Consider the following 22506-nt stretch of genomic DNA (forward strand, 5'->3'; position numbering starts at 1 on the left):
CGGAGCGCCAGCTTCGGTGGAGGCGTTGGTGGGATACTACCCTGGCTGTACTGAAATTCTAACCTCGAACCGTGATCCGGTTCAGGGACAGTGTCAGGTGGGCAGTTTGACTGGGGCGGTCGCCTCCTAAAAAGTAACGGAGGCGCCCAAAGGTTCCCTCAGAATGGTTGGAAATCATTCGCAGAGTGCAAAGGCATAAGGGAGCTTGACTGCGAGACATACAGGTCGAGCAGGGACGAAAGTCGGGCTTAGTGATCCGGCGGCACCGTATGGAAGGGCCGTCGCTCAACGGATAAAAGCTACCCTGGGGATAACAGGCTAATCTCCCCCAAGAGTCCACATCGACGGGGAGGTTTGGCACCTCGATGTCGGCTCGTCGCATCCTGGGGCTGAAGTAGGTCCCAAGGGTTGGGCTGTTCGCCCATTAAAGCGGCACGCGAGCTGGGTTCAGAACGTCGTGAGACAGTTCGGTCCCTATCCGTCGCAGGCGTAGGAAATTTGAGAGGAGCTGTCCTTAGTACGAGAGGACCGGGATGGACACACCGCTGGTGTACCAGTTGTTCCGCCAGGAGCATCGCTGGGTAGCTACGTGTGGAAGGGATAAGTGCTGAAAGCATCTAAGCATGAAGCCCCCCTCAAGATGAGATTTCCCATCACGTAAGTGAGTAAGATCCCTCAGAGATGATGAGGTTGATAGGTCTCGTGTGTAAGCATGGCGACATGTGTAGCTGAGAGATACTAATCGATCGAGGGCTTAACCAAACTATTTTTAAAACTTCTGTAAGTCTTATCAATCCAATATGTTATCTAGTTTTGAGAGGACAATTTATTTTGTTTTATCTCAACAAGTCCAGTGACGATAGCGGAGAGGTCACACCCGTTCCCATGCCGAACACGGTAGTTAAGCTCTCCAGCGCCGATGATAGTTGGGGTTTACCCCTGTGAAAGTAGGACGTTGCTGGGCAGATAAAGACATTCTCAATAGAGGGTGTCTTTTTTTGTGTTTTAATACACCGAAAGGTGTTTATGGTTTATATGAGATGTAAATTTGTAAACGAGGGAATTGAGGAGCAAGAAGGTCAAGGAAACAAGGGAGAGAGAATCGGAATGGGCTATGCCCATGAGAATCGAACGAGTGCAGTTGACGCAGAGATTCGTAGGTAATCGATTCCCGCAGTCCGAACACGGTAGATAAGCTCGAGCGCCGATGATAGTTGGGGTTCACCCCTGTGAAAGTAGGACGTTGCTGGGCAGATAAAGACATTCTCAATAGAGGGTGTCTTTTTTTGTGTTTTAAATGATGTGATGATTTTTTGTGTAAGGTACTCGCTTTCACTTAAGGTATTTGTGCGATATCTGCTCATTCTTCGCAGTGTTTTCTTAGCAGTGGGCAATGCTTCAGGTCTTAGGTTATTTCAGCGTTACTTCGTCGAATATGTGGCGAGTTGTCTCGACTGATAAGGTCCTTAGCTTATACTCGTAGAGGAAGAGACAGGTTTACCTTACGCAAAAATTACTGCTATAAGTAAAATTACAAATAGTCTTAAATAAAGCTAATTATATGAAGACTGAAACAAATGATAACTCATATTTGAGTCCACATTTTCAAAGAATGAGGACTGAAACTCATTAGAAATTAAATTTGAGTCCACATTTTCCATGAATGTGGACTGAAACCTATGATAAATCAAATTTGAGTCCTCATTTTCGAAGAATGAGGACTGAAACAAATGATAACTCATATTTGAGTCCTCATTTTCCTAGAATGAGGACTGAAACACATGATAACTCAAATTTGAGTCTTCATTTTCCAAGAATGGAGACTGAAACTCATGAAAACACAGATTTGAGTCCTCATTTTCCAAGAATGTGGACTGAAACTCATGAAAACACAGATTTGAGTCCTCATTTTCCAAGAATGTGGACTGAAACTCATTAGAAATTAAATTTGAGTCTTCATTTTCCAGAAATAGAATGAAGACTGAAACCAGTTGAGGCTTAAATTGAAGAGCATGAAGATTTATGCAGCCAGTGCTATTGCAATGAGAGTTGTGTCTCAATTTTAATATTAATTAACTTAGCTAAAAACAAAAATAGATTTTGTTTAACACAAAACTAAATAATCTTCCTTTTTCTAATATTCAACAGACAGTTATAGAGGACATAAATTTATACATATATGTCATGTAAAAAAATATATCATGTATAATGGATATGTAAGAAAACTAGATAGAAACTGGGGGAGGAAAAGAATGAACAAAAAAGAATTGGAAACAAGGCTTATTCATGGTTTCTTTGACCGCCAGCAACACTTTGGGAGCTTATCACATCCCTTGTATCAAACGTCTACGTTTACATTTGAGAATGCTGAACAAGGGGAAGCTCGTTTCGCAGGAAATGAGAGCGGTTACATCTATTCAAGATTGGGTAATCCAACAGTAACTGAATTAGAGAGAAAAATTGCAGATTTAGAAGAGGGAGAGGCGGGGTTAGCTTTTTCTTCTGGTATGGGAGCAGTTTCTGCAGTTTTGCTTGCTTTAGTAAATTCAGGTGACCATATTTTAGTTTCTGAAGGGGTCTATGGTTGTACCTTTGGATTATTGGAGCTTTTAAATAGTAAGTTTAATGTAGAGTATGATTTAATACCAATGGATAATGATGAATATATTAAAGAAATGATTAGACCAACAACGAAGGCGATTTACATTGAAACTCCGATAAACCCAACTATGAAGCTAGTAGATATTGAAGCTGTTGCAAAGGTTGCAAAGAAAAATGATATCAAGGTAGTTGTAGATAATACATTCTGTTCACCTTATTTGCAGCAACCTTTAAAACTTGGGGCAGACATTATTGTTCACAGTGCTACTAAGTACATTGGAGGACATGGTGATGTTATTGCTGGTTTAGCTGTTGGACCTGAGGAGTTCATTAATGATGTGAGGATGACGACGCAAAAGGATATAGGAGGAGTTTTGTCTCCATTTGATGCTTGGTTATTATTGAGGGGATTAAAAACACTAGCAGTTAGAATGGATAGGCACTGTGAGAATGCAGCATTTCTATTTGAAAAGCTATCTGATCATTCAAAAGTTAAGAATATTGTTTATCCTGGGGATCCTCAGTTTTATCAGCACAACTTAGCAAAAAGGCAAATGAAACATTTTGGTGGACTAATAAGTTTTGAAGTAGATGGAGATAAACTAGTAGCTCAACAAGTTATGAATCGATTATCTTTAGTACAAGTGGCAGTAAGTTTAGGAGATGCAGAAACACTTGTTCAACATCCAGCAACTATGACACATTCTGTTGTACCTGAGATTGAAAGAGAAAAAATGGGTATAAATGAATCATTATTGAGACTATCTGTGGGATTAGAGAGTCCAGAGGATATCTGGAATGATATTAAAAATGCATTGGAAATTATAAGTTAAGATAAGGAAAAACGCATGTGAAGGATTACAACTTAAATTTATGTTAGATAAGTTAAGTTAAATTCACATGCGTTTTTTCATTTGGCTATCCTTATCATTTAAACATCGTGTTGGGTGTTCGATATAGTCCATTATTTTCCATTTTCTATCCATTGGTGTCTAGTGAGGTACCATGTTACTTCGCATCTAAGGCTGCAGATATTATCCTTGTCAGACAACCCACCCAAGACCACCTCACCACCTTCCCTTAAATAAACAGATACAATATAAATCCCAATAGACTTTATCAAATTCTATGCATGAAATAAGAGGGATTGTATTAGGTTTGGCACTTTTGTTGATGTACATTGAATAAAGCTTTTTATAAAAGATAGATCATTATTAGTGAAAGAATATAGTAGTTCGCCCCACCAATCAATCTCATACCTACAAATCATACTAAGATTATAGAGCAATAAGTAATGGGCCATTATTTCTGGAAGCTTCCAGTATAGTGGGAGATGGTTAGGTAAATAAATCTCCTGAGATATGCTTTCATAAAAGGGAATGCAAGAGAATTTTTTTAATGATTTCTTAGTATCAATGTAGATATCTAAATTATTTTCATGCTCCCTGCATGTAAGGATAACTCCTGTTTTTTCTTTGACCATTCTTTCATATTGCCGTGGAGATAAGTTAAGGTTTTTTAGTAAACTATTGGGTACAGAGTAGTGCTGCCCATTTTTTTCAGAAACTGTTGTAACAGGAGTCAAAGGGTTTTCCTTTTCTAATGTTTTGAAATAATCAAGGAGTTCAGGTATACACATGAGCAGATGACGCATTTTGTATTTTTCACCTGTAATTTGCTTAAATTCGAACACCTTTTCTGTAACGTAAGGGAAAAAACCGTCTTTTTGCACTTTAATCTCATCAGACAAGAATCGGTACCCTTGCTTCTTTTTCTTGCGAGTTGAAACACCGTGTGCCAAAACTTGAGTAGTGGCTGGATATTCTGGGTCCACTGTTAACAATACTCCTTTTAACCAGTTACTAAGTCCATAAAAATATAGGACAGGCTGAATGGAAAGGGGAGATTTGTCCGCCTGTGTGAAATAGTTATCTCCCATCTTCATGTAATATACGAATGTGTAACCATTTTTAAAGGCAAGCTCCACGGGAGAAGATAATCCAATTTCATCATACTTTTTTTGTAAATAAGTTTTAGCGTATTCGACTGATTCAAATAATGTAGTAAATGATTCTGTCTTTTCCATAATAAGCACTCCTCCTGTGAAAAGACTGATAGTTCTAACTATTTTCAAATTGTTACCATTGTCTTGACAGTAGTTTGTCCAGTTGATAAGCTACAAATAATATTTTTCGAAAATATTGAAAGGGGAATTGTCACATGTGGGAGAATAAGTTTGCAAAAGAAGGTTTAACGTTTGACGATGTATTGCTAGTTCCTGCAAAATCAGAAATACTGCCAAGAGATGTAAGCGTAAAAACACAATTGTCTGAGACACTTAATTTAAATATTCCAATTATTAGTGCAGGTATGGACACGGTAACGGAAGGGAAACTAGCAATTGCGATTGCACGAGAAGGCGGCTTAGGTATTATTCATAAAAATATGCCTATCGAGCAACAAGCTGAAGAAGTGGATCGAGTGAAAAGATCAGAGAGCGGAGTAATCACTAATCCATTTTTCCTCTCGGAAGATCATCAAGTTTTTGATGCAGAGCATTTGATGGGTAAATATCGAATTTCTGGTGTACCAATTGCAGATGAAAATATGAAGCTTGTAGGAATTATTACGAATCGTGATTTAAGATTCATTGATGATTACTCCATAAAAATTAAAGAAGTGATGACAAAAGAAGGTTTAGTGACAGCCCCGGTAGGAACCACTTTAGAGGAAGCTCAAAAAGTATTACAAAAGTACAAAATTGAAAAGCTCCCACTAGTCGATGATGATGGTATTTTAAAAGGACTAATTACCATTAAAGATATCGAGAAGGCGATTGAGTTTCCAAGTTCAGCAAAAGATGCTCAAGGAAGGCTAATTGTAGGTGCAGCTGTTGGTGTTGGTGGAGATTCTGATACACGAACAAAAGCCCTTGTTGAAGCTGGAATTGATGTTTTAGTTATTGATACAGCACATGGTCACTCAAAAGGCGTAATAGATAAAGTGCGAGAAGTACGTGAACAATATCCAGATTTAAATATCATTGCAGGAAATGTTGCAACAGCTGAAGCGACTCGGGACCTTATTGAAGCTGGTGCTAACATTGTCAAAGTTGGTATTGGTCCTGGTTCAATATGTACTACGAGGATTGTGGCTGGAATAGGTGTTCCGCAAATTACAGCTGTGTATGATTGTGCTACAGAAGCAAGGAAATATGGTGTTCCTGTAATTGCTGATGGAGGTATTAAATATTCAGGTGATATTTCAAAAGCAATCGCGGCAGGTGCTAGTGCTGTTATGCTCGGAAGTTTACTAGCAGGTGTAACGGAAAGCCCAGGAGAAAGAGAAATATTCCAAGGCCGTCAATTTAAAGTGTATCGCGGTATGGGATCTTTAGGAGCAATGGAAAAGGGTAGTAAAGACCGTTATTTCCAGGAAAATGCTGAAAAGCTTGTACCAGAAGGTATTGAAGGTCGCATTCCTTATAAAGGACCATTGAGTGACACTATTCACCAGTTAGTTGGTGGATTGCGAGCTGGAATGGGGTATTGTGGGACAGCAACGATTGAATCACTAAAAGAAGAGTCTCAATTTGTTCGTATCACGAATGCTGGTTTGAAAGAAAGTCATCCACATGATGTTCAAATCACGAAGGAAGCACCAAATTATTCACTATAATGGTAAAAATTTATATGATGTTTTTTTAATAGGTAGGGACTTCCCTATCTATTTTTTTTTTGCTAACTGTGGTAAAATGACGTTTGTTCGGCAAAATTTTTATAGTGTTTTTAATGATAAAATAGAGTTCATAGATAGAGGAAGAAGAATGGAGAGGATGATCCTAATGATCAAAAGAATAGGGATTATTAGTTTATTATTTGTTTTTACATTTATAAGTACTTTTGGATTTAATGTTGGGAAGGCAAATGCAAATTTTGAAACAAAAGCTAAAGCAGCAATTATGATTGATGCAGACTCAGGTTTAATTTTGTATGAAAAAAATATAGATCAACCATTACTACCAGCTAGTATGGTTAAAATGATGAGTGAGTATTTGGTATTAGAGGCTGTTAATAATGGTGATATTAGTTGGGATCAACATGTGCCAGTTAGTGATTACCTAACAGGAGCAGATTCTTTATCTCATGATCGTAGGCTTTCTAATGTTCCTCTTCGCCCAGATGAAACTTATACAGTTAAAGAGTTGTACGAGTCAGTAGCAATTTATTCTGCTAATGCATCTACAATAGCACTAGCTGAACTTATTTCAGGATCATATGGCGCTTTTGTTGAAAAAATGAATGAAAAGGGCCAAGAGTTGGGAATGGGGACACTTTTACGTGACTCAGGATTAGACCTTAGTGAAAGTGCAGAACTAGGACTTGGTGATTTTCAATTTGTTAATTCAACTGGATTACGAAACACGGAAGATCATATGAAGGGACATCACCCATCAGGTACTAGCCAATCTGATAATAATTACATGACAGCTAGGGCAACTGCAACGTTAGCTTATCACTTAATTAATGACTACCCTGAAGTTTTAGATACAGCTAAAATACCAGAAATGTTGTTTAAAGAAGGTACAGAAGACGAAATAAAAATGGAAAACTGGAATTGGATGCTCCCAGGATCTCTTGAAACACATCTTGATTACGAATATATTGATGGTTTAAAGACTGGTGGATTAGGAGCAGGATTTAATAGTTTCACCGGTACTGCTGTAAAAGACGGTAGAAGACTAATTACGGTTGTAATGGAATTAGAAACGAGAGAAGAGCGTTTTACCGAAACGAAACGATTAATGGATTATGGATTCTCTATTATTAATGATTACTCAACAGTGGAACTATTCCCTGCAGATATGGTAATTGATGAATATGAAACACTTCCTGTAGTAAAAGGTAAGGAGCGCGAAGTTTCAATCTCAACTGCAGATAGCGTGAATGCATTTGTTCATAAAGACGAGGAAGACTCATACAGTTATTCTGTTGAATTATTTTATGACGATGAAGAACTATTTGATGAAGATGGAAACTTAATTGCACCAATTGAAGAAAATCAAGTGATTGGGAAACTAATAATTGAGTATACAGGTTCAGATGAAAAAAGTTACATTGAAGGAGCAGGTCAATCCATTAAGTCAGTGGATATTGTGACTGATACTAGTGTTGAACAAGCTGGTTGGTTTTCACAAATGATGCGTGGTATAGGTGGCTTTTTCTCAGGAATTTGGAATTCCGTGGCGGATACAGTCCGAGGTTGGTTCTAATTACTGGTTGATTGTAGTGGAGGCGACGTCCTCCACTATTCCTTTATATAAGGCAATGTAACCCATGCCTTCAATATCTGTAGGAATGAGCGTTTACATCACGCAAAGCCTTAAATAAAGTCCTTACATAAAACAACATAGATTTAACTTTAACGGGCAAAATGAAAATAAATACACCATGTAAACGATACCAAAAATTTAATTTTGTAAATTATGAATTTTTTAAGTAGTATTCCTATCAAAATGGTCAATATTTTCGTTATAATATGGTAGGATATAATATCATAAAGAACAAACTGAGAATAAACATATTTTAGGGGGATAAATGAGATGGTAAAACAAACAGGTACTGACTTAGTAAAAAGAGGTATGGCTGAAATGCAAAAGGGCGGCGTAATCATGGACGTGATTAACGCTGAACAAGCTAAAATCGCTGAAGAAGCAGGAGCAGTTGCTGTTATGGCACTTGAGCGTGTTCCTTCTGATATAAGAGCAGCAGGTGGGGTTGCACGTATGGCTGATCCTACTATCGTAGAAGAAGTCCAAAATGCAGTTTCCATACCAGTAATGGCTAAATGCCGTATTGGCCACATCGTAGAAGCTCGTGTATTAGAAGCGATGGGTGTGGACTATATTGATGAAAGTGAAGTATTAACGCCAGCTGATGAAGTATATCACTTATACAAAAGGGATTATACTGTTCCTTTCGTTTGTGGTGCACGTGATATTGGTGAGGCAACTCGTCGTATCGCTGAAGGCGCGTCTATGATCCGTACAAAAGGAGAGCCAGGTACTGGTAATATTGTTGAAGCTGTACGCCATATGCGTATGATGCAGTCTCAAATTAACGAAGTTGTAAACATGTCTGTAGATGAAATTATGACATATGCTAAAAATACAGGTTCACCATTTGAAGTACTCCTTAATATTAAAGAAAACGGTAAACTACCTGTAGTAAACTTTGCAGCTGGTGGTGTGGCTACACCTTCAGATGCTGCGTTAATGATGCAATTAGGTGCTGACGGTGTATTTGTTGGTTCAGGTATCTTTAAATCAGATAACCCTGAGAAATTCGCTCGTGCTATTGTGGAAGCTACAACACATTATGAAGACTATGCTTTAATAGCAAAACTCTCTAAAGACCTAGGTACAGCAATGAAGGGGATTGAAATCTCTACTCTTGAACAAAAGGACCGTATGCAGGAGCGTGGATGGTAAAATCCTGAATAAACTTTTCTTAGAGGAGAGGGGTATTTCAGCATGATTAACATAGGGGTACTAGCCTTGCAAGGGGCAGTAAGGGAACATGTGAAAGCATTAGAAGCAAATGATGTTAATATCGTGATTGTAAAAAAGGTTGACCAGTTACAAGAACTGGATGGCCTTGTGTTTCCTGGTGGAGAAAGTACTACAATGCGTAGACTAATAAATAATTATGGTTTTTATGAGCCGTTGAAGGAATTTGCTAAGAGGGGAAAACCTATTTTCGGTACATGTGCAGGCGCAATTCTTATGGCTAATGAAATAGTAGGACAAGCTGATCCACATATTGCAGTGATGGACATGAAGGTGGAGCGAAATGCATTTGGTCGTCAGCGTGAAAGCTTTGAGACAACTTTAAATGTAAAAGGTATAGGTGACGATGTACCAGGAGTTTTCATTCGTGCACCAATTATTCAAGCAGTTGGAGAGGCTGTTGACGTGTTGGCTGAGTTTGAAGGGGAAATTGTAGCAGCTCAGCAAGGGCCATTTCTCGCATGTTCTTATCACCCTGAATTGACAGATGATAATCGTATGCATCAGTATTTCGTTGATATGGTTCGTCATGCTGTAAGTGCTAACTTAGCTTGATTAAATTATTGTAAATAGGTTATGATAGAAAAAGATAAATATTCTGACTGTGAAGAAGGGAACTAGTAACAAGCTGTTATCTCCTCAGAGAGCCGATGGTTGCTGTGAATCGGTGAGTAGCATTTGTGAATCCATCCCAGAGCAAGATAGCTGAAAATGAAATTAGGCTATTTCGGTGATCACCGTTATGATCAAATTCGAGGTGAAAGTGTTTTTACACTTTAACCAGGGTGGCAACGCGGGTATACTCTCGTCCCTGATTTTGGGACGGGAGTTTTTTGTATTTTTTTCAAGAAAACTATCCTGTCATTTACATGGTGAGATGAAGCTTACGTATAAGTACATATCATTTGAGGAGGTATTAACATGTTAGATGTAAAACTATTAAGAGCAAATTTTAATGAAGTGAAAGAAAAATTGCAGCATAGGAATGAAGACATTTCTGACTTAGATCGCTTTGAAGAGTTAGATCAAAAGCGAAGAAACATCATTCAAGAAGTAGAGGAGTTAAAAAACAGAAGGAATACTGTATCACAGGAAATCTCTCAACTTAAGCGTGAGAAAAAGGACGCCGACGACTTAATTCGTGAAATGAAAAATGTTTCAACAAAGGTAAAAGAGCTAGATGAAGTTTTACGTCAAGTAGACGAAGATCTCTCTCAACTATTACTCAGACTACCAAATATTCCTCATGAAAGTGCACCTGTTGGTACTTCAGAGGAAGAGAATGAAGTAGTTCGTACATGGGGAGATGTTCCAAAGTTTTCATTTGAGGAAAAAGCACATTGGGATATTGCTACAGAATTAGGTATATTGGACTTTGAAAGAGCTTCAAAGGTAACTGGTAGTAGATTTGTTTTTTATAAAGGGATGGGTGCTAGGTTAGAGAGAGCACTGATTAACTTTATGATGGATTTACACCAAGATGAGCATGGCTACGAAGAAGTATTACCTCCATATATGGTAAATAGGGATAGCATGACTGGCACAGGGCAACTTCCAAAGTTTGAAGAGGATGCATTTAAAATAAGGGAAGAAGAGTATTTCCTTATTCCTACGGCAGAGGTACCTGTAACGAATATGCACCGAGATGAAATCATAAATGGGGAAGAACTTCCAAAAGCATATACTGCTTATAGCGCTTGCTTCCGTTCAGAAGCAGGGTCAGCTGGAAGAGATACAAGAGGGCTGATTCGTCAACACCAGTTTAACAAAGTAGAGCTTGTAAGGTTTGTAAAACCAGAAGAATCTTATGAGCAATTAGAATTGCTTACTTCTCAAGCAGAAAAAGTTTTACAACTATTAGGTCTACCATATCAAGTATTAAGTATGTGTACAGGAGATTTAGGCTTTACTGCTGCTAAGAAATACGATATTGAAGTATGGATTCCTAGCAATAATTCTTATCGTGAAATCTCTTCTTGTAGTAACTTTGAAGCATTTCAGGCGAGAAGAGCAAATATTCGTTTTAAGAGAGATTCTAAAAGTAAAGCGGAATTTGTACACACTCTCAATGGTTCCGGCTTAGCCGTAGGTAGAACGGTTGCTGCTATCCTTGAGAACTATCAGCAGGAAGATGGATCTGTCCTCATTCCTGAAGTGTTAAGACCATATATGGGTGGAAAAGAAGTTATCAAATAATAAACATAGAAGCTACTGAACGGTTATCATTCGTTCGGTAGCTTTTTTAAATTCATTCAGCAACATTATTTACAAGTAGACAGTTATTTAATAATTATATGAGAATGATGTTTCCTTATAATACAACTAATTTTCAACAAATATTGCATAACTCAGTTTACAAGAATGGTAGTAGTATTAGATGTTTCATCTATACATATTCGATGTAAGAAAATATTCCATAAAAAATACAAATGAAAAAATGAATATTAATTACAATAAATGAATGATCATAACAAACGAACCATATTTTTCCTTATAAAACATAAATATACGATTGATTGAATCTTATATTTATTCCAATTATTTAGCATTCCTAAATATCTGAATAGAAATAATTTTCAGAAAACTATATACTTCTTCATATAACTATGATAAATTATTTTCTAGAATAGGAAGACTTGGTTTTTTATTGAAAATGAGTAGTACTTTAGTGTTCAAAATTAATAAAGCTTCTTGAATATATTATCACATTAAACTAAATCTATTTTAGTAGTATAAAGACAAAATACACGATTTTTAGTAAAAGTGGGGTGGGTGTATGCAGGAGAAGACGGACAGTAAACAGGAGATAGGACAAAAGAAGACCGACGTTTTATTACAAGTAGAAGGATTAAAAACTTACTTTTACATGGAGCAGGATAAAGTAGCGAAAGCTGTGGATGATGTCAGTTTTACCTTAAAAAAGGGAGAGACATTAGCTCTAGTAGGGGAATCAGGAAGTGGAAAAAGTATCACTTCTTTATCTTTAATGAGACTTATCCCATCACCTCCAGGAAAAATTATTGAGGGATCTATTAAACTTGATGGAACGGACCTATTATCATTATCGGAAAAAGATATGAGAAAAGTACGAGGTAATGATATTGGAATGATCTTTCAAGAACCTATGACTTCTTTAAATCCTGTATATACAATTGGAAATCAGATAGCAGAAACGTTAATGAAACATAAGAAACTAAAAAAGAAGGAAGCTTATAAGAGAGCTGTTGAATTATTAAAGCTAGTTGGATTTGCTAGAGCTGAGCAAATCGTTCATGAATATCCCCACCAACTATCAGGCGGAATGAGACAAAGGGCGATGATAGCAATGGCTTTGTCCTGTGATCCTAAGCTGCTTATTGCTGACGAGCCTACCACCGCATTAGATGTAACAATACAAACCCAAATACTAGACTTAATGGTAGAAATGAAAGAGAAATTTGAGTCATCTATCCTTTTAATAACACATGATTTAGGAGTTGTAGCAGAAGTTGCTGACCGTGTTTTAGTTATGTATGGCGGTCAAATTGTGGAGGAGGCAACGGCATATGAGCTGTATACAAATCCACAGCACCCATACACAGTTGGATTATTAAACAGCATACCAAACCTAGAATCAGATGTAGAAAGATTAGAGTCCATCAAAGGAACTGTACCACCAGCACATCGTTTTCCAAAAGGATGTCGCTTTGCTCCTAGATGCAAGCATGTGATGGATAAATGTTATGAAGCAAATCCTGACCTACTAGAGAAGGATTCTAATCATAAAGTCAGATGCTATCTCTATGAGGAATAAGGAGGGGGTCATGGAGTGTTAGGTAAAGAGAAACTATTAGAGGTAAGAAACTTAAAAAAGTACTTCCCTGTTAAGGGAGGCGTATTACAAAGAACTATAGGACACGTAAAAGCAGTGGATGACGTTTCCTTTGACCTTTACGAAGGGGAAACCTTGGGTATTGTTGGTGAGTCAGGATCAGGGAAGTCCACACTAGGACGGACTTTATTAAGACTACTAGATCCAACAGATGGTCAAATTATTTTTCAAGGTAATGATATTTCAAAACTAAGCAATAGAAAAATGCGACCAATTAGAAAAGATATGCAAATGGTTTTTCAAGATCCATTCGCTTCATTAAATCCACGAATGAGTGTAGGGGAAATTATCGAAGAGCCGATGCTAGTCCAGCGCACTCTAACAAGGAAGGAAAGAAAAGATAAGGTGATAGATTTGCTAGAAAAAGTAGGACTATCCCCTGAGGCAAGGACCAAATACCCTCATGAGTTCTCCGGGGGACAACGTCAGAGGATAGGAATTGCTAGGGCCTTAACGATGAATCCAAAGTTTATTATTGGAGATGAGCCAGTTTCAGCGTTAGATGTATCGGTACAATCTCAAGTTCTGAACTTAATGGAGGACTTACAGGATGACTTTAACCTTACTTACTTATTCATTGCCCATGATTTAGGGGTAGTAAAACATATAAGTGACAGAGTTGGGGTTATGTATTTAGGCAAACTAGCAGAGATTGGTCCAAAGCATAAAATTTACGATAATCCATTGCACCCATATACACAAGCCCTATTATCATCTGTTCCAGTGCCTGATGTGGAGAGGAAGCGGGAAAAAATAAAGCTGCAAGGTGAACTCCCAAGTCCATCTAATCCACCTAAAGGTTGTGTATTTCATACGAGGTGCCCTGAGGCGCATGAGAGATGTCGCGTAGAGATTCCAGAGCTCATTCATCAGGGGGAGGAACAATACGTGGCATGTCATTTGTATACAAGTGAATCTGATATCTAACTATCATACTAATTATTTCCCTTTTGCCAAAAGGAGGTGAAGGCTAGGCTAAGGGCACAAGGGGGTTCTATACACTTAGTTTTTTCAATTTTCTGAAATGTTAAAGGGGGTAATTGTATTTATGAAGCTTAGTAAATTTTGGCTTATGTTGGTTCTATCTTTATCGTTAATGTTAATCTTAGTTGCTTGTGGTGGTGACGATGAGGATACTAGTGCACCAGAGGATGAGCCAGAACAAACAGATGATGGTACTGAAGACGATGGAGATGATACTGACGCTGATACGGATGCTGATGATGGAGATGAAGGGGAAGAAGCTGGTGGTCCTCAACAAGGTGGAATGATCACTGCAGGTATGTATTCTGCACCAGGTCATCAATTCAACCCAATTTTTTATGGGGATGCCTATGAAGCAAACATTTTAGATTTTACCCATGAATCACTTGTAACTCTTAATGAAAATTTTGAATATGTACCTAGCTTAGCAAGAGATTGGGAATTAAATGATGATCAGACGGAACTTACTTATTACTTAGAGGAAAATGTAACATGGCATGACGGTACACCATTTACTGCAGATGATGTTTATTTCACTTATTCTTCTATTGCAGACGGTGAGTATGTTGCATCAGGTGGAGTTCGAATTGACTATGTTAGATTTTTAGTAGGTTACGAGGATTATCGTGATGGAGAAACAGATACGTTTGAAGGTGTGGAAGTGGTAGATGAGCACACTGTAAAATTCCACTTTGCAGAACCTAACGTAACTCCTGAGTTTAGAACAAGTTTCCCTATCATTCCAGCACATGTTTTTGAAGGTTTATCGGTAGCAGATATGGTAGATCATCCTGCATCGCGCAATGCTGGTGAAATTATCGGAACTGGTCCTTATCAATTAACAGACATGCTAGAAGGGGAGCAATATGTTTTAACTGCCTATGATAATTACTGGAAAGGGTCACCAAAACTTGATGGTATTACTTGGAGAGTTATTGAACAATCAGTTATGCCAGGAATGCTCGAACGCGGTGAGTTAGATATGATTGCAGAACCTAATGGTGTTCCTGCAGCTGACTTTGAACGTGTAGATGGTTTAGATAATGTTACTACTTTCACCACTCAAGATTTTGGATATCAGTATATCGGTATCAAACATCATCACAGAACGGCAGAAGATGTGGAAAATGGTGTGGTTGATCCTAATAATTGGGTAGTTAATGAAAAGGTTCAAGATGTTAGAGTGCGTCAGGCAATGATGTATGCATTGGATAGAGAAGGTATCGTTGGAGGTTTAATGAATGGTTTAGGTTCTGTATTGCATGCTCCATTCCCTGAAGCATCATGGGCATATGATGAAAGTGCTTTTACTGTTTATGAGCAAAATGTTGAAAAAGCTAATGAATTACTAGACGAAGCGGGATACATTGATGTAACAGGAGATGGATACCGTGAGGATCCAGATGGAAATGAGTGGACACTGAACTTAGATTATCCAACTGGAAACGAAGTGCGTGAGCGTACTGCACCTATAATCGTAGCTGAGTTTGGAGAAGTTGGAATTCGTGTAGATATGCGTCAGCCACGAGATGCCGCAACTCACTTTGAAATTGTAGAAGATGATAATACGGACTGGGATTTATATTTAGCAGGTTGGAGTCTAGCTACTGGAGACCCAGACCCTGCAGGTATCTGGAAATCTGACAATCCATTTAACTACCTTCGTTGGAATGATTCAACAAGTGATGAGTTAATTGAATTGGCTGTAAAAGCGCCTGATGCTTTTGATCTAGATTTCCGAGCAGAGACTTATAATGAGTGGACTGCCTACGTAACAGAACAAGTACCAATGGTATTCCTATACTCTTCAGACAACATTTATGCCTATAATTCTGCTTTACAGGATGTTACTCACAGACCTACTGGAATCTATACAGATTCTCACCTATGGTGGTTAGATCAAGAATAATCTATGGAGGGATAAACGTGCAGGGCCCTCGGTCGTGCACGTACCCTTTTATAAAACTATTAGATAAATTGCCAGATTAAATTTATATCTTATATAGGTGAGAGCCTTGTGTTTTTCTGATTAGGAGGTGTGTGGAATGCATAAGTATATCATCCGTCGAATACTACAATTTATCCCAATGCTATTTTTAATTACAATCGTCGTTTTTGCATTAGCGAAGGCTGCTCCAGGAGATGTGCTATCGGGGGAAAGGTTAGATCCCAATATACCTGCAGAAGTATATGACATGCGTAGGGAGGCTTTGGGTCTTAATGACCATATAACTGTTCAATATTGGAATTGGTTATCATCTGTTGCTACAGGGGATTTAGGTACATCCATGCAGTACACAGGGCGTTCGGTCGCAGAGTTAATCAATGCAAGAGTAATGAACACTGTATATTTATCTTTGTTTGCTTTAGGGGTAACACTTGCTTTTGCTATTCCAATAGGAATTTATTCAGCAACGAGAAAGTATTCACTTTTTGATTATGGAGCTACGACCTTTGCCTTTTTAGGTCTGGCCACACCTAACTTTTTTGCTGGGTTGTTAGCTATCTATGTATTTGGATTTATGTTAGGTTGGTTCCCATCCCAAGGTACAGTATCGACTGTTGGACTATCTGGAATGGAATTATTTTTAGATAAGTTAAAGCATTTAGTCTTACCTGGGTTCACATTAGGGTTAGCCAGTACGGCTTCATACATGAGATATATGCGTACGGAAATTTTGGAAGTCAAAGGTAGTGACTTTATAAGAACAGCTAAAGCGAAAGGGCTGAGCAATCATTCCGTTCTTTATAAACATACTTTAAGAAATGCTCTTCTTCCTATTATAACTCTTTTAGGATTAGAGTTTGGAACACTTTTAAGTGGTGCAATTATAACTGAACGAGTTTTCAGTTATCCAGGATTAGGTCAACTTTTCTTAACATCTGTTCAGAATCGTGATTATCCTGTAATAATGGCTATCAACTTAATATTAGCAATAACAATCTTAATTGGAAATTTATTAGCGGATATATTTTACGCCGTAGTTGATCCAAGAATACGATACGATTAGAGGTGAATCGTGATGGAAACTGATTTACAAAAAAACTTAAATTTAGATCCAAAGAATAATGGAATGAAGGCAGAAAAAAGTTTAAGTCCTTTCCAATTAGCGATGCGCCGGTTCTTAAAGAATAAATTAGCAATTATAGGTATCGTTATTCTTAGTGTATTTGTGCTCGTTGCTATTTTCGCAGATCAGATTGCTACTCATGACCCAATACAATATAACATGACTAATATAGAAGGGAAGGCTTCTTCTGAGCATTGGCTCGGTACAGATCGTTCGGGGAGGGATAACTTCTCACGATTAGTATATGGTTCTCGCATTTCACTTACTGTTGGTTTTTCGGCTATGCTATTTACTGTTCTAATTGGTGTGACTTTAGGTTCCTTGGCAGGATATTATGGAGGGAAAATTGATAGTTTAATTATGAGAATTACGGATCTTATGTTAATCCTCCCATTCCTTCTATTTGTATTGACGATTATTGCTATTTTGGAAAGGATCAATATCACCATATTTATAGTAATCATAGCTATGACGTCCTGGCCAAACCTTACTAGGATTATAAGAGCCACATTTTTATCCTTAAGAGAGAAGGAATTTATACTAGGAGCTAGGTCAATAGGGGCTTCTGACTTCAGGATAATATTTAAACATTTCCTCCCTAATGCGATTGGGCCAATCATTGTTAATGCAACTTTAATGATGGCAACAATGATAATTATAGAATCTGGATTAAGTTTTATAGGATTTGGAATACCGCAGCCAACACCAACGTGGGGGAATATGATAACTGAGGCAACAAATCTTCGAATGTTAGAGGGGAATCCAGAGGCTTGGTTACCGCCAGGATTAGCCATTTTGCTAACAGTACTCTCTATTAACTTCATAGGTGACGGGTTGAGAGATGCTTTCGATCCTAAAAGTAACTACTAAGGATAATGAGGTTGGGACATAACTAAAAGTGTTTAAATAAATTTGCGAAAGTTCGAATTTTCGTATGTTAATACACTTTTGTCCCAGGCTCTTTTTTTATTGGACTAACCCCTTACAATTAAGAGGAAGAAATGGATATATTTTTTATAGTAGTAAATTGATAATACCTGTTATCTAGTGAAAAAAAACATGCATAATCTTAATAAAGCGTGTATAATGTTTCGTGACATGTTTGTCATTCAGTTATTGATTCTATTTATAGTATATATATATATCTTTTTATCTTTTTTGAAAGGATGGTGCTTAACAGTAATTTAAGAAATTGGTATGTTTATGTAAAAGTTATACATTACTGATTGTGAATTATTTTTATTTATATACTAGTAAAATATATATTAAAATAATTTCTTTCATATAATAATTAGTTACAAACCATAGGAATGGCAAGGGTTAAGACAGTTACTTATATTTGGAAATGTAAAAATTGTAAGAATTATCTTTACAAATAGTTATCTGACAATTAAAATAATTATAAAACCGTAACAAAATTGCAAAATTATAAACTAGCAAAGTTCAAGTTGACAGGTATAATACGTTATTATAATATTACTTTTATGTCTGTTTTTATTATTTTCAGAAAATATCGAGGGGTATGATATCCTATGAGTAATAGAGAACCATTATTAGAGATTAAGAATCTACACACAGGTTTTGATATAGACGGGAAAACTTATCATGCAGTTAAGGATGTTTCCTTTGATGTTAAGCCTAAAGAAGTAGTGTGTGTCGTAGGTGAATCTGGATGTGGAAAAAGTGTTATGTCTTTATCCATTATGGATTTACTACCAAAACACAACGGTAAAATAGATAAGGGACAAATCCTATATAAAGGTAAGGATCTTGTACCATTAAATACAAAAGAAATGAACAAAATTCGTGGTAAAGATATTAGTATGATCTTCCAGGAACCGATGACGGCGTTAAACCCAGTACTAACAATCGGATTCCAGATGGATGAAGTTTTAGTAAACCATACTAAAATACCAAAAGAAGAAATACGTAAAAAATCTGTATCATTACTAAATCAAGTTGGAATTTCACGAGCGGAGCAGATTGTGCACGAGTATCCACACCAGTTATCAGGTGGGATGAGACAGCGTGTAATGATTGCCATGGCGATTGCATGTCAACCTCAACTTCTTATAGCAGATGAGCCAACTACAGCGTTAGACGTAACAGTACAGGCCCAAATTCTTGAATTAATTGGAAAAATCCAAGATGAAGTTGGGATGGCTGTGTTGTTAATTACACATGACTTAGGTGTAGTTGCTGAAATGGCTGACCGTGTGGTTGTAATGTATGCAGGTCAAGTGGTGGAGCAGTCTAACGTAGATAATATATTCTATAATCCAAAACACCCTTACACGAAATCACTTCTAAGCTCTATTCCAAGAATGGAAGAAGAAGTGGAAGTTTTAAATACTATTAAAGGAATTGTTCCTTCATTAAAGAACATGCCAGAAGCGGGATGTCGATTTGTGGATCGTTGTCCTGAGGCAATGCCTGAATGTAGAAAAATTACTCCGCGATTAGGAGAGACAGAAAAAGATCATTCTGTTAGATGTATTCTATATGATGCGAGCCATCCTGATAAAGCGGAGGTGCAATCATGAGCCAAGAAACTAAAAAACAATCCGAGCATTTATTGCAAGTAGAAAACTTAAGAAAATATTATCCAGTTCGTGGTGGCTTTTTCCGCAGAAAAATAGGAGATGTAAAAGCTGTTGATAGAATTTCCCTTGAATTAAAACGTGGGGAAACGTTCGGTTTAGTTGGAGAATCTGGTTGTGGTAAGTCTACAGCTGGAAGAACAATCACTCGACTCTTTAAACCTACAGATGGAAAAATCATATTCGAAGGTAGAGATATTACGAACCTTTCAGGAAGCCAACTTAGAAATATAAGAAAAGATATTCAAATGGTATTCCAAGACCCTTATGCATCATTAAATCCTAAAATGATGGTAGGGAGTATCGTTTCTGAACCACTATTAAACTACGGCTTGGGTTCTGAGAAGAAACTGAAAAATGAAGTAATGGAATTATTGACTAAAGTAGGATTACCAGAAGATGCTTATTATAAATATCCACACGAATTTTCTGGCGGTCAACGTCAACGTATTGGTATTGCGAGAGCATTGGCTCTAAAGCCAAAACTCATCGTTGCAGACGAACCAGTTTCAGCTTTAGATGTATCTGTACAATCTCAAGTTTTAAACTTACTAAAGAGTCTTCAAAAAGAGTTTGATCTAACTCTATTGTTTATTGCTCATGATTTAAGTGTTGTAAAACATATGAGTGATCGCATTGGAGTTATGTATTTAGGGAACCTGGTGGAAGTAGCGGCTGCAGATGAAATTTATAGAAATCCAAAGCATCCATATACTCAAGCATTAATTTCAGCTATCCCTCAACCAGATCCTAGAAATAAAAGTGAAAGAATCATTTTAACAGGAGATGTCCCAAGTCCGCAAAATCCGCCGACAGGATGTCCTTTCCACCCTCGTTGTCCTGAGGCTATGCCTGAGTGTAGCGAGAAGAGACCTCACTTAAAGGAGGTGAAAGAGGAACACAGAGTGTCATGTTTGCTTTATGAATGATCAAATTAGGTGCTTACTAAACATTAGGGGGAATTACTAAGATGAAAAAATCACTATTATTGTTACTTGCAATGCTACTTGCTGTATCCTTACTAGTAGTAGCTTGTGGCGGAGACGATGAAGAGCCTGCGGATACAGATACAGGCGAAACTGATGTAGATGACACTGATGACACTGACGAAGCTGATGATACTGACGAAGCAGCAGAAAGTGATGTTCCTCAAGGTGGAACAGTTACTTATGGTTTCACACAGCCGTTTGCTGGTGTTTTTGACTATGCTCACTATGAAGGGCAAGATGATTCACTAGTATTAGGTTTGTTCCACGACACACTATTATCAACTGCAGAAGATCTTAGCACAATTGACCATGCTGCAGAGTACGAAGTTTCAGAAGATGGTTTAACGGTTACTCTTACAATCCAAGAAGGAATTCTTTGGCATGATGGTAGTGAGTTAACAGTTGATGACATGATCTATACTTGGCAAGTTATCGCTCACCCAGACTACGAAGGTCCAAGAACTTCCAATGGAGAAATGATCGTAGGTTTTGAAGATGTGAAAAACTTAGAAGATTATGATCCACTTCCAGTACATGAGTTAGAAGGGGTAACAAAAGTTAACGACTATACTGTAGAAGTACAAGTTAACCAAGTTTCACCTAACACAGTTGCTAACTTATGGACGAATCCTTCTCCAAGTAATCATTATGAAGGAATTCCTGTTGCAGACCTAATGGATGCTGATGAAGTTCGTCGTAATCCAGTTGGTTTTGGTCCATTTAAAGTAACAAACGTCGTTCCTGGTGAAATGGTTGAAATGGAACGATTTGATGACTACTGGCAAGGTGCACCTAACCTAGATGGTGTTGTTTACCGTGTAGTAGACGGCGCAATGGGTGCTGAATTAGTTCAACAAGGTGAAGTAGATATTCTTGAGATCCAACCAGGTCAAGCGGTACAGCTTGAAGGAAATCCAGATGTACAAGTTTTAGAATATGAAAGACTTTCTTACAGCTACATTGGATTCAAGCTTGGTCACTGGGATGGTGAGCAAGTTGTAATGGATAATCCTAAATTTGAAGACGTACGTGTACGTCAAGCATTTGCTTACGCATTAGACCGTCAAGGTATGATTGATTCTTTCAGTGATGGTTATGGTGTTGTAATCAACGCACCAGAAGCAGTTATTAGCTGGGCATATCCAGATGAGTCTTCTTTAATTCAGTATGATACTGATGATAGAGAAGCTGACATTGCAAAAGCAAACGAATTACTTGATGAAGCTGGTTATGATCAAAGAGATGCTGATGGCTGGCGTTTAGATCCTAATGGTGAAGAATTCACTGTTAACTTCATGGCGATGAGTGGATCTGATATTTCTGAGCCACGTGCACAATATATTGTTCAAAACCTTCAAGATGTAGGAGTTAATGCTCGCTTACAAGATGGTCAGTTGTTCGAATTTAACTTATTCTATGATTTAGTAGAAGAAGATGATCCAGACATCGACCTATTCATGGGTGCATGGGGATTAGCAGCAGACCCAGATCCAAGTGGTCTTTGGAGACAAAATGACTTCTGGAACTTCCCAAGATGGTACTCTGACTTATCTGAAGAGTTAATCGTAAGAGGTTTAAGTGAAGAAGCGTTAGACTTTGATTACCGTAAAGAGGTTTACCAAGAGTGGCACCAACACATCAACGAAGAACTACCTTTAATTCCATTATTCGGACCAACTGGTGTTTATGCTGTTGATGGAAATGTACAAAATGTTCAACCATTCTTAAGTAGTGCGGTATATAACCCACACTTATGGTACAGAACTGACGTAGAGTAAGATCTTTTATCGAAAACAGTTGTTTAAATGTTAAACAAGGAGAG

At 37.6% G+C, this 22506-nt stretch carries 16 protein-coding genes, 1 rRNA gene and 4 other annotated features; of the genes, 16 read left to right on the forward strand and 1 reads right to left on the reverse strand.

The annotated features are described in order from the left end of the window. Positions 1 to 121: 121 nt before the first annotated feature. Positions 122 to 290, forward strand: a sequence feature (23S ribosomal RNA rRNA prediction is too short). Between the two features lie 19 nt (positions 291 to 309). Then, positions 310 to 469 (forward strand) — a sequence feature (23S ribosomal RNA rRNA prediction is too short). A gap of 19 nt (positions 470 to 488) precedes the next feature. Beyond that, positions 489 to 750, forward strand: a sequence feature (23S ribosomal RNA rRNA prediction is too short). A gap of 99 nt (positions 751 to 849) precedes the next feature. The 3 genes from rrf (at position 850) to megL (ending at position 3434) form a co-directional block, all read left to right on the forward strand. Beyond that, a 5S ribosomal RNA gene (gene rrf, locus BW724_RS22555) occupies positions 850 to 964 on the forward strand. A 71-nt stretch (positions 965 to 1035) separates the two neighbouring features. Beyond that, on the forward strand, positions 1036 to 1164 hold the full coding sequence (locus tag BW724_RS24345) for a hypothetical protein (protein ID WP_268876122.1): 129 nt from the start codon (positions 1036 to 1038) through the stop codon (positions 1162 to 1164). Positions 1165 to 2252: 1088 nt separating this feature from the next. Next, the gene (gene megL, locus BW724_RS22565; protein ID WP_088077400.1) at positions 2253 to 3434 is read left to right on the forward strand and encodes a methionine gamma-lyase; all 1182 of its coding nucleotides are present in this window, start codon (positions 2253 to 2255) and stop codon (positions 3432 to 3434) included. Between the two features lie 293 nt (positions 3435 to 3727). On the opposite strand, the gene BW724_RS22570 is transcribed toward megL, so the two are convergent. Beyond that, entirely contained in the window at positions 3728 to 4687 is a 960-nt protein-coding gene (locus BW724_RS22570) for a YaaC family protein (protein ID WP_088077402.1), read from the reverse strand. Positions 4688 to 4821: 134 nt separating this feature from the next. On the opposite strand from BW724_RS22570, the gene guaB reads away from it, so the two are divergent. The 13 genes from guaB to opp4A all read left to right on the forward strand — a co-directional run bounded on the left by guaB (position 4822) and on the right by opp4A (position 22462). Then, complete coding sequence (gene guaB / locus BW724_RS22575; protein WP_088077404.1) at positions 4822 to 6279, forward strand: IMP dehydrogenase; 1458 nt, start codon at positions 4822 to 4824, stop codon at positions 6277 to 6279. Between the two features lie 166 nt (positions 6280 to 6445). After that, positions 6446 to 7873 carry a D-alanyl-D-alanine carboxypeptidase family protein gene (locus tag BW724_RS22580; protein ID WP_176371537.1) on the forward strand — a complete coding sequence of 476 codons (1428 nt, stop codon included), beginning with the start codon at positions 6446 to 6448 and terminating at the stop codon, positions 7871 to 7873. 330 nt (positions 7874 to 8203) lie between these two features. Then, positions 8204 to 9091 (forward strand): pyridoxal 5'-phosphate synthase lyase subunit PdxS, encoded by an 888-nt coding sequence (gene pdxS / locus BW724_RS22585; protein ID WP_088077406.1) that lies wholly within the window; start codon positions 8204 to 8206, stop codon positions 9089 to 9091. Positions 9092 to 9133: 42 nt separating this feature from the next. After that, positions 9134 to 9724: a pyridoxal 5'-phosphate synthase glutaminase subunit PdxT gene (gene pdxT, locus BW724_RS22590; protein WP_088077408.1), complete on the forward strand. Its 591-nt coding sequence runs from the start codon at positions 9134 to 9136 to the stop codon at positions 9722 to 9724. Between the two features lie 43 nt (positions 9725 to 9767). After that, positions 9768 to 9985 (forward strand) — a binding site (T-box leader). Between the two features lie 105 nt (positions 9986 to 10090). Further along, positions 10091 to 11365, forward strand: a complete 1275-nt coding sequence (gene serS / locus BW724_RS22595) for a serine--tRNA ligase (RefSeq protein ID WP_088077410.1) — start codon at positions 10091 to 10093, stop codon at positions 11363 to 11365. A 580-nt stretch (positions 11366 to 11945) separates the two neighbouring features. Beyond that, complete coding sequence (locus tag BW724_RS22600; protein WP_088077412.1) at positions 11946 to 12962, forward strand: ABC transporter ATP-binding protein; 1017 nt, start codon at positions 11946 to 11948, stop codon at positions 12960 to 12962. Positions 12963 to 12977: 15 nt separating this feature from the next. After that, positions 12978 to 13967, forward strand: coding sequence for an ABC transporter ATP-binding protein (locus tag BW724_RS22605; protein ID WP_088077415.1), 990 nt, complete (start codon positions 12978 to 12980; stop codon positions 13965 to 13967). A gap of 121 nt (positions 13968 to 14088) precedes the next feature. Further along, positions 14089 to 15933 carry an ABC transporter substrate-binding protein gene (locus BW724_RS22610; RefSeq protein WP_088077416.1) on the forward strand — a complete coding sequence of 615 codons (1845 nt, stop codon included), beginning with the start codon at positions 14089 to 14091 and terminating at the stop codon, positions 15931 to 15933. A gap of 136 nt (positions 15934 to 16069) precedes the next feature. Next, positions 16070 to 17035, forward strand: a complete 966-nt coding sequence (locus tag BW724_RS22615) for an ABC transporter permease (protein ID WP_088077418.1) — start codon at positions 16070 to 16072, stop codon at positions 17033 to 17035. Between the two features lie 12 nt (positions 17036 to 17047). After that, positions 17048 to 17965 carry an oligopeptide ABC transporter permease gene (opp4C, locus tag BW724_RS22620; RefSeq protein ID WP_088077421.1) on the forward strand — a complete coding sequence of 306 codons (918 nt, stop codon included), beginning with the start codon at positions 17048 to 17050 and terminating at the stop codon, positions 17963 to 17965. A gap of 662 nt (positions 17966 to 18627) precedes the next feature. Continuing rightward, positions 18628 to 19638: an ABC transporter ATP-binding protein gene (locus tag BW724_RS22625; RefSeq protein ID WP_088077423.1), complete on the forward strand. Its 1011-nt coding sequence runs from the start codon at positions 18628 to 18630 to the stop codon at positions 19636 to 19638. Further along, positions 19635 to 20624 (forward strand): ABC transporter ATP-binding protein, encoded by a 990-nt coding sequence (locus BW724_RS22630; protein ID WP_088077425.1) that lies wholly within the window; start codon positions 19635 to 19637, stop codon positions 20622 to 20624. Before BW724_RS22625 ends, BW724_RS22630 begins: the two co-directional genes overlap by 4 nt. A gap of 41 nt (positions 20625 to 20665) precedes the next feature. Continuing rightward, positions 20666 to 22462: an oligopeptide ABC transporter substrate-binding protein gene (gene opp4A, locus BW724_RS22635; RefSeq protein WP_088077427.1), complete on the forward strand. Its 1797-nt coding sequence runs from the start codon at positions 20666 to 20668 to the stop codon at positions 22460 to 22462. Positions 22463 to 22506: the final 44 nt, after the last annotated feature.

The sequence above is a fragment of the Litchfieldia alkalitelluris genome, assembly GCF_002153425.1.
Lineage (GTDB): Bacteria > Bacillota > Bacilli > Bacillales > Salisediminibacteriaceae > Evansella > Evansella alkalicola.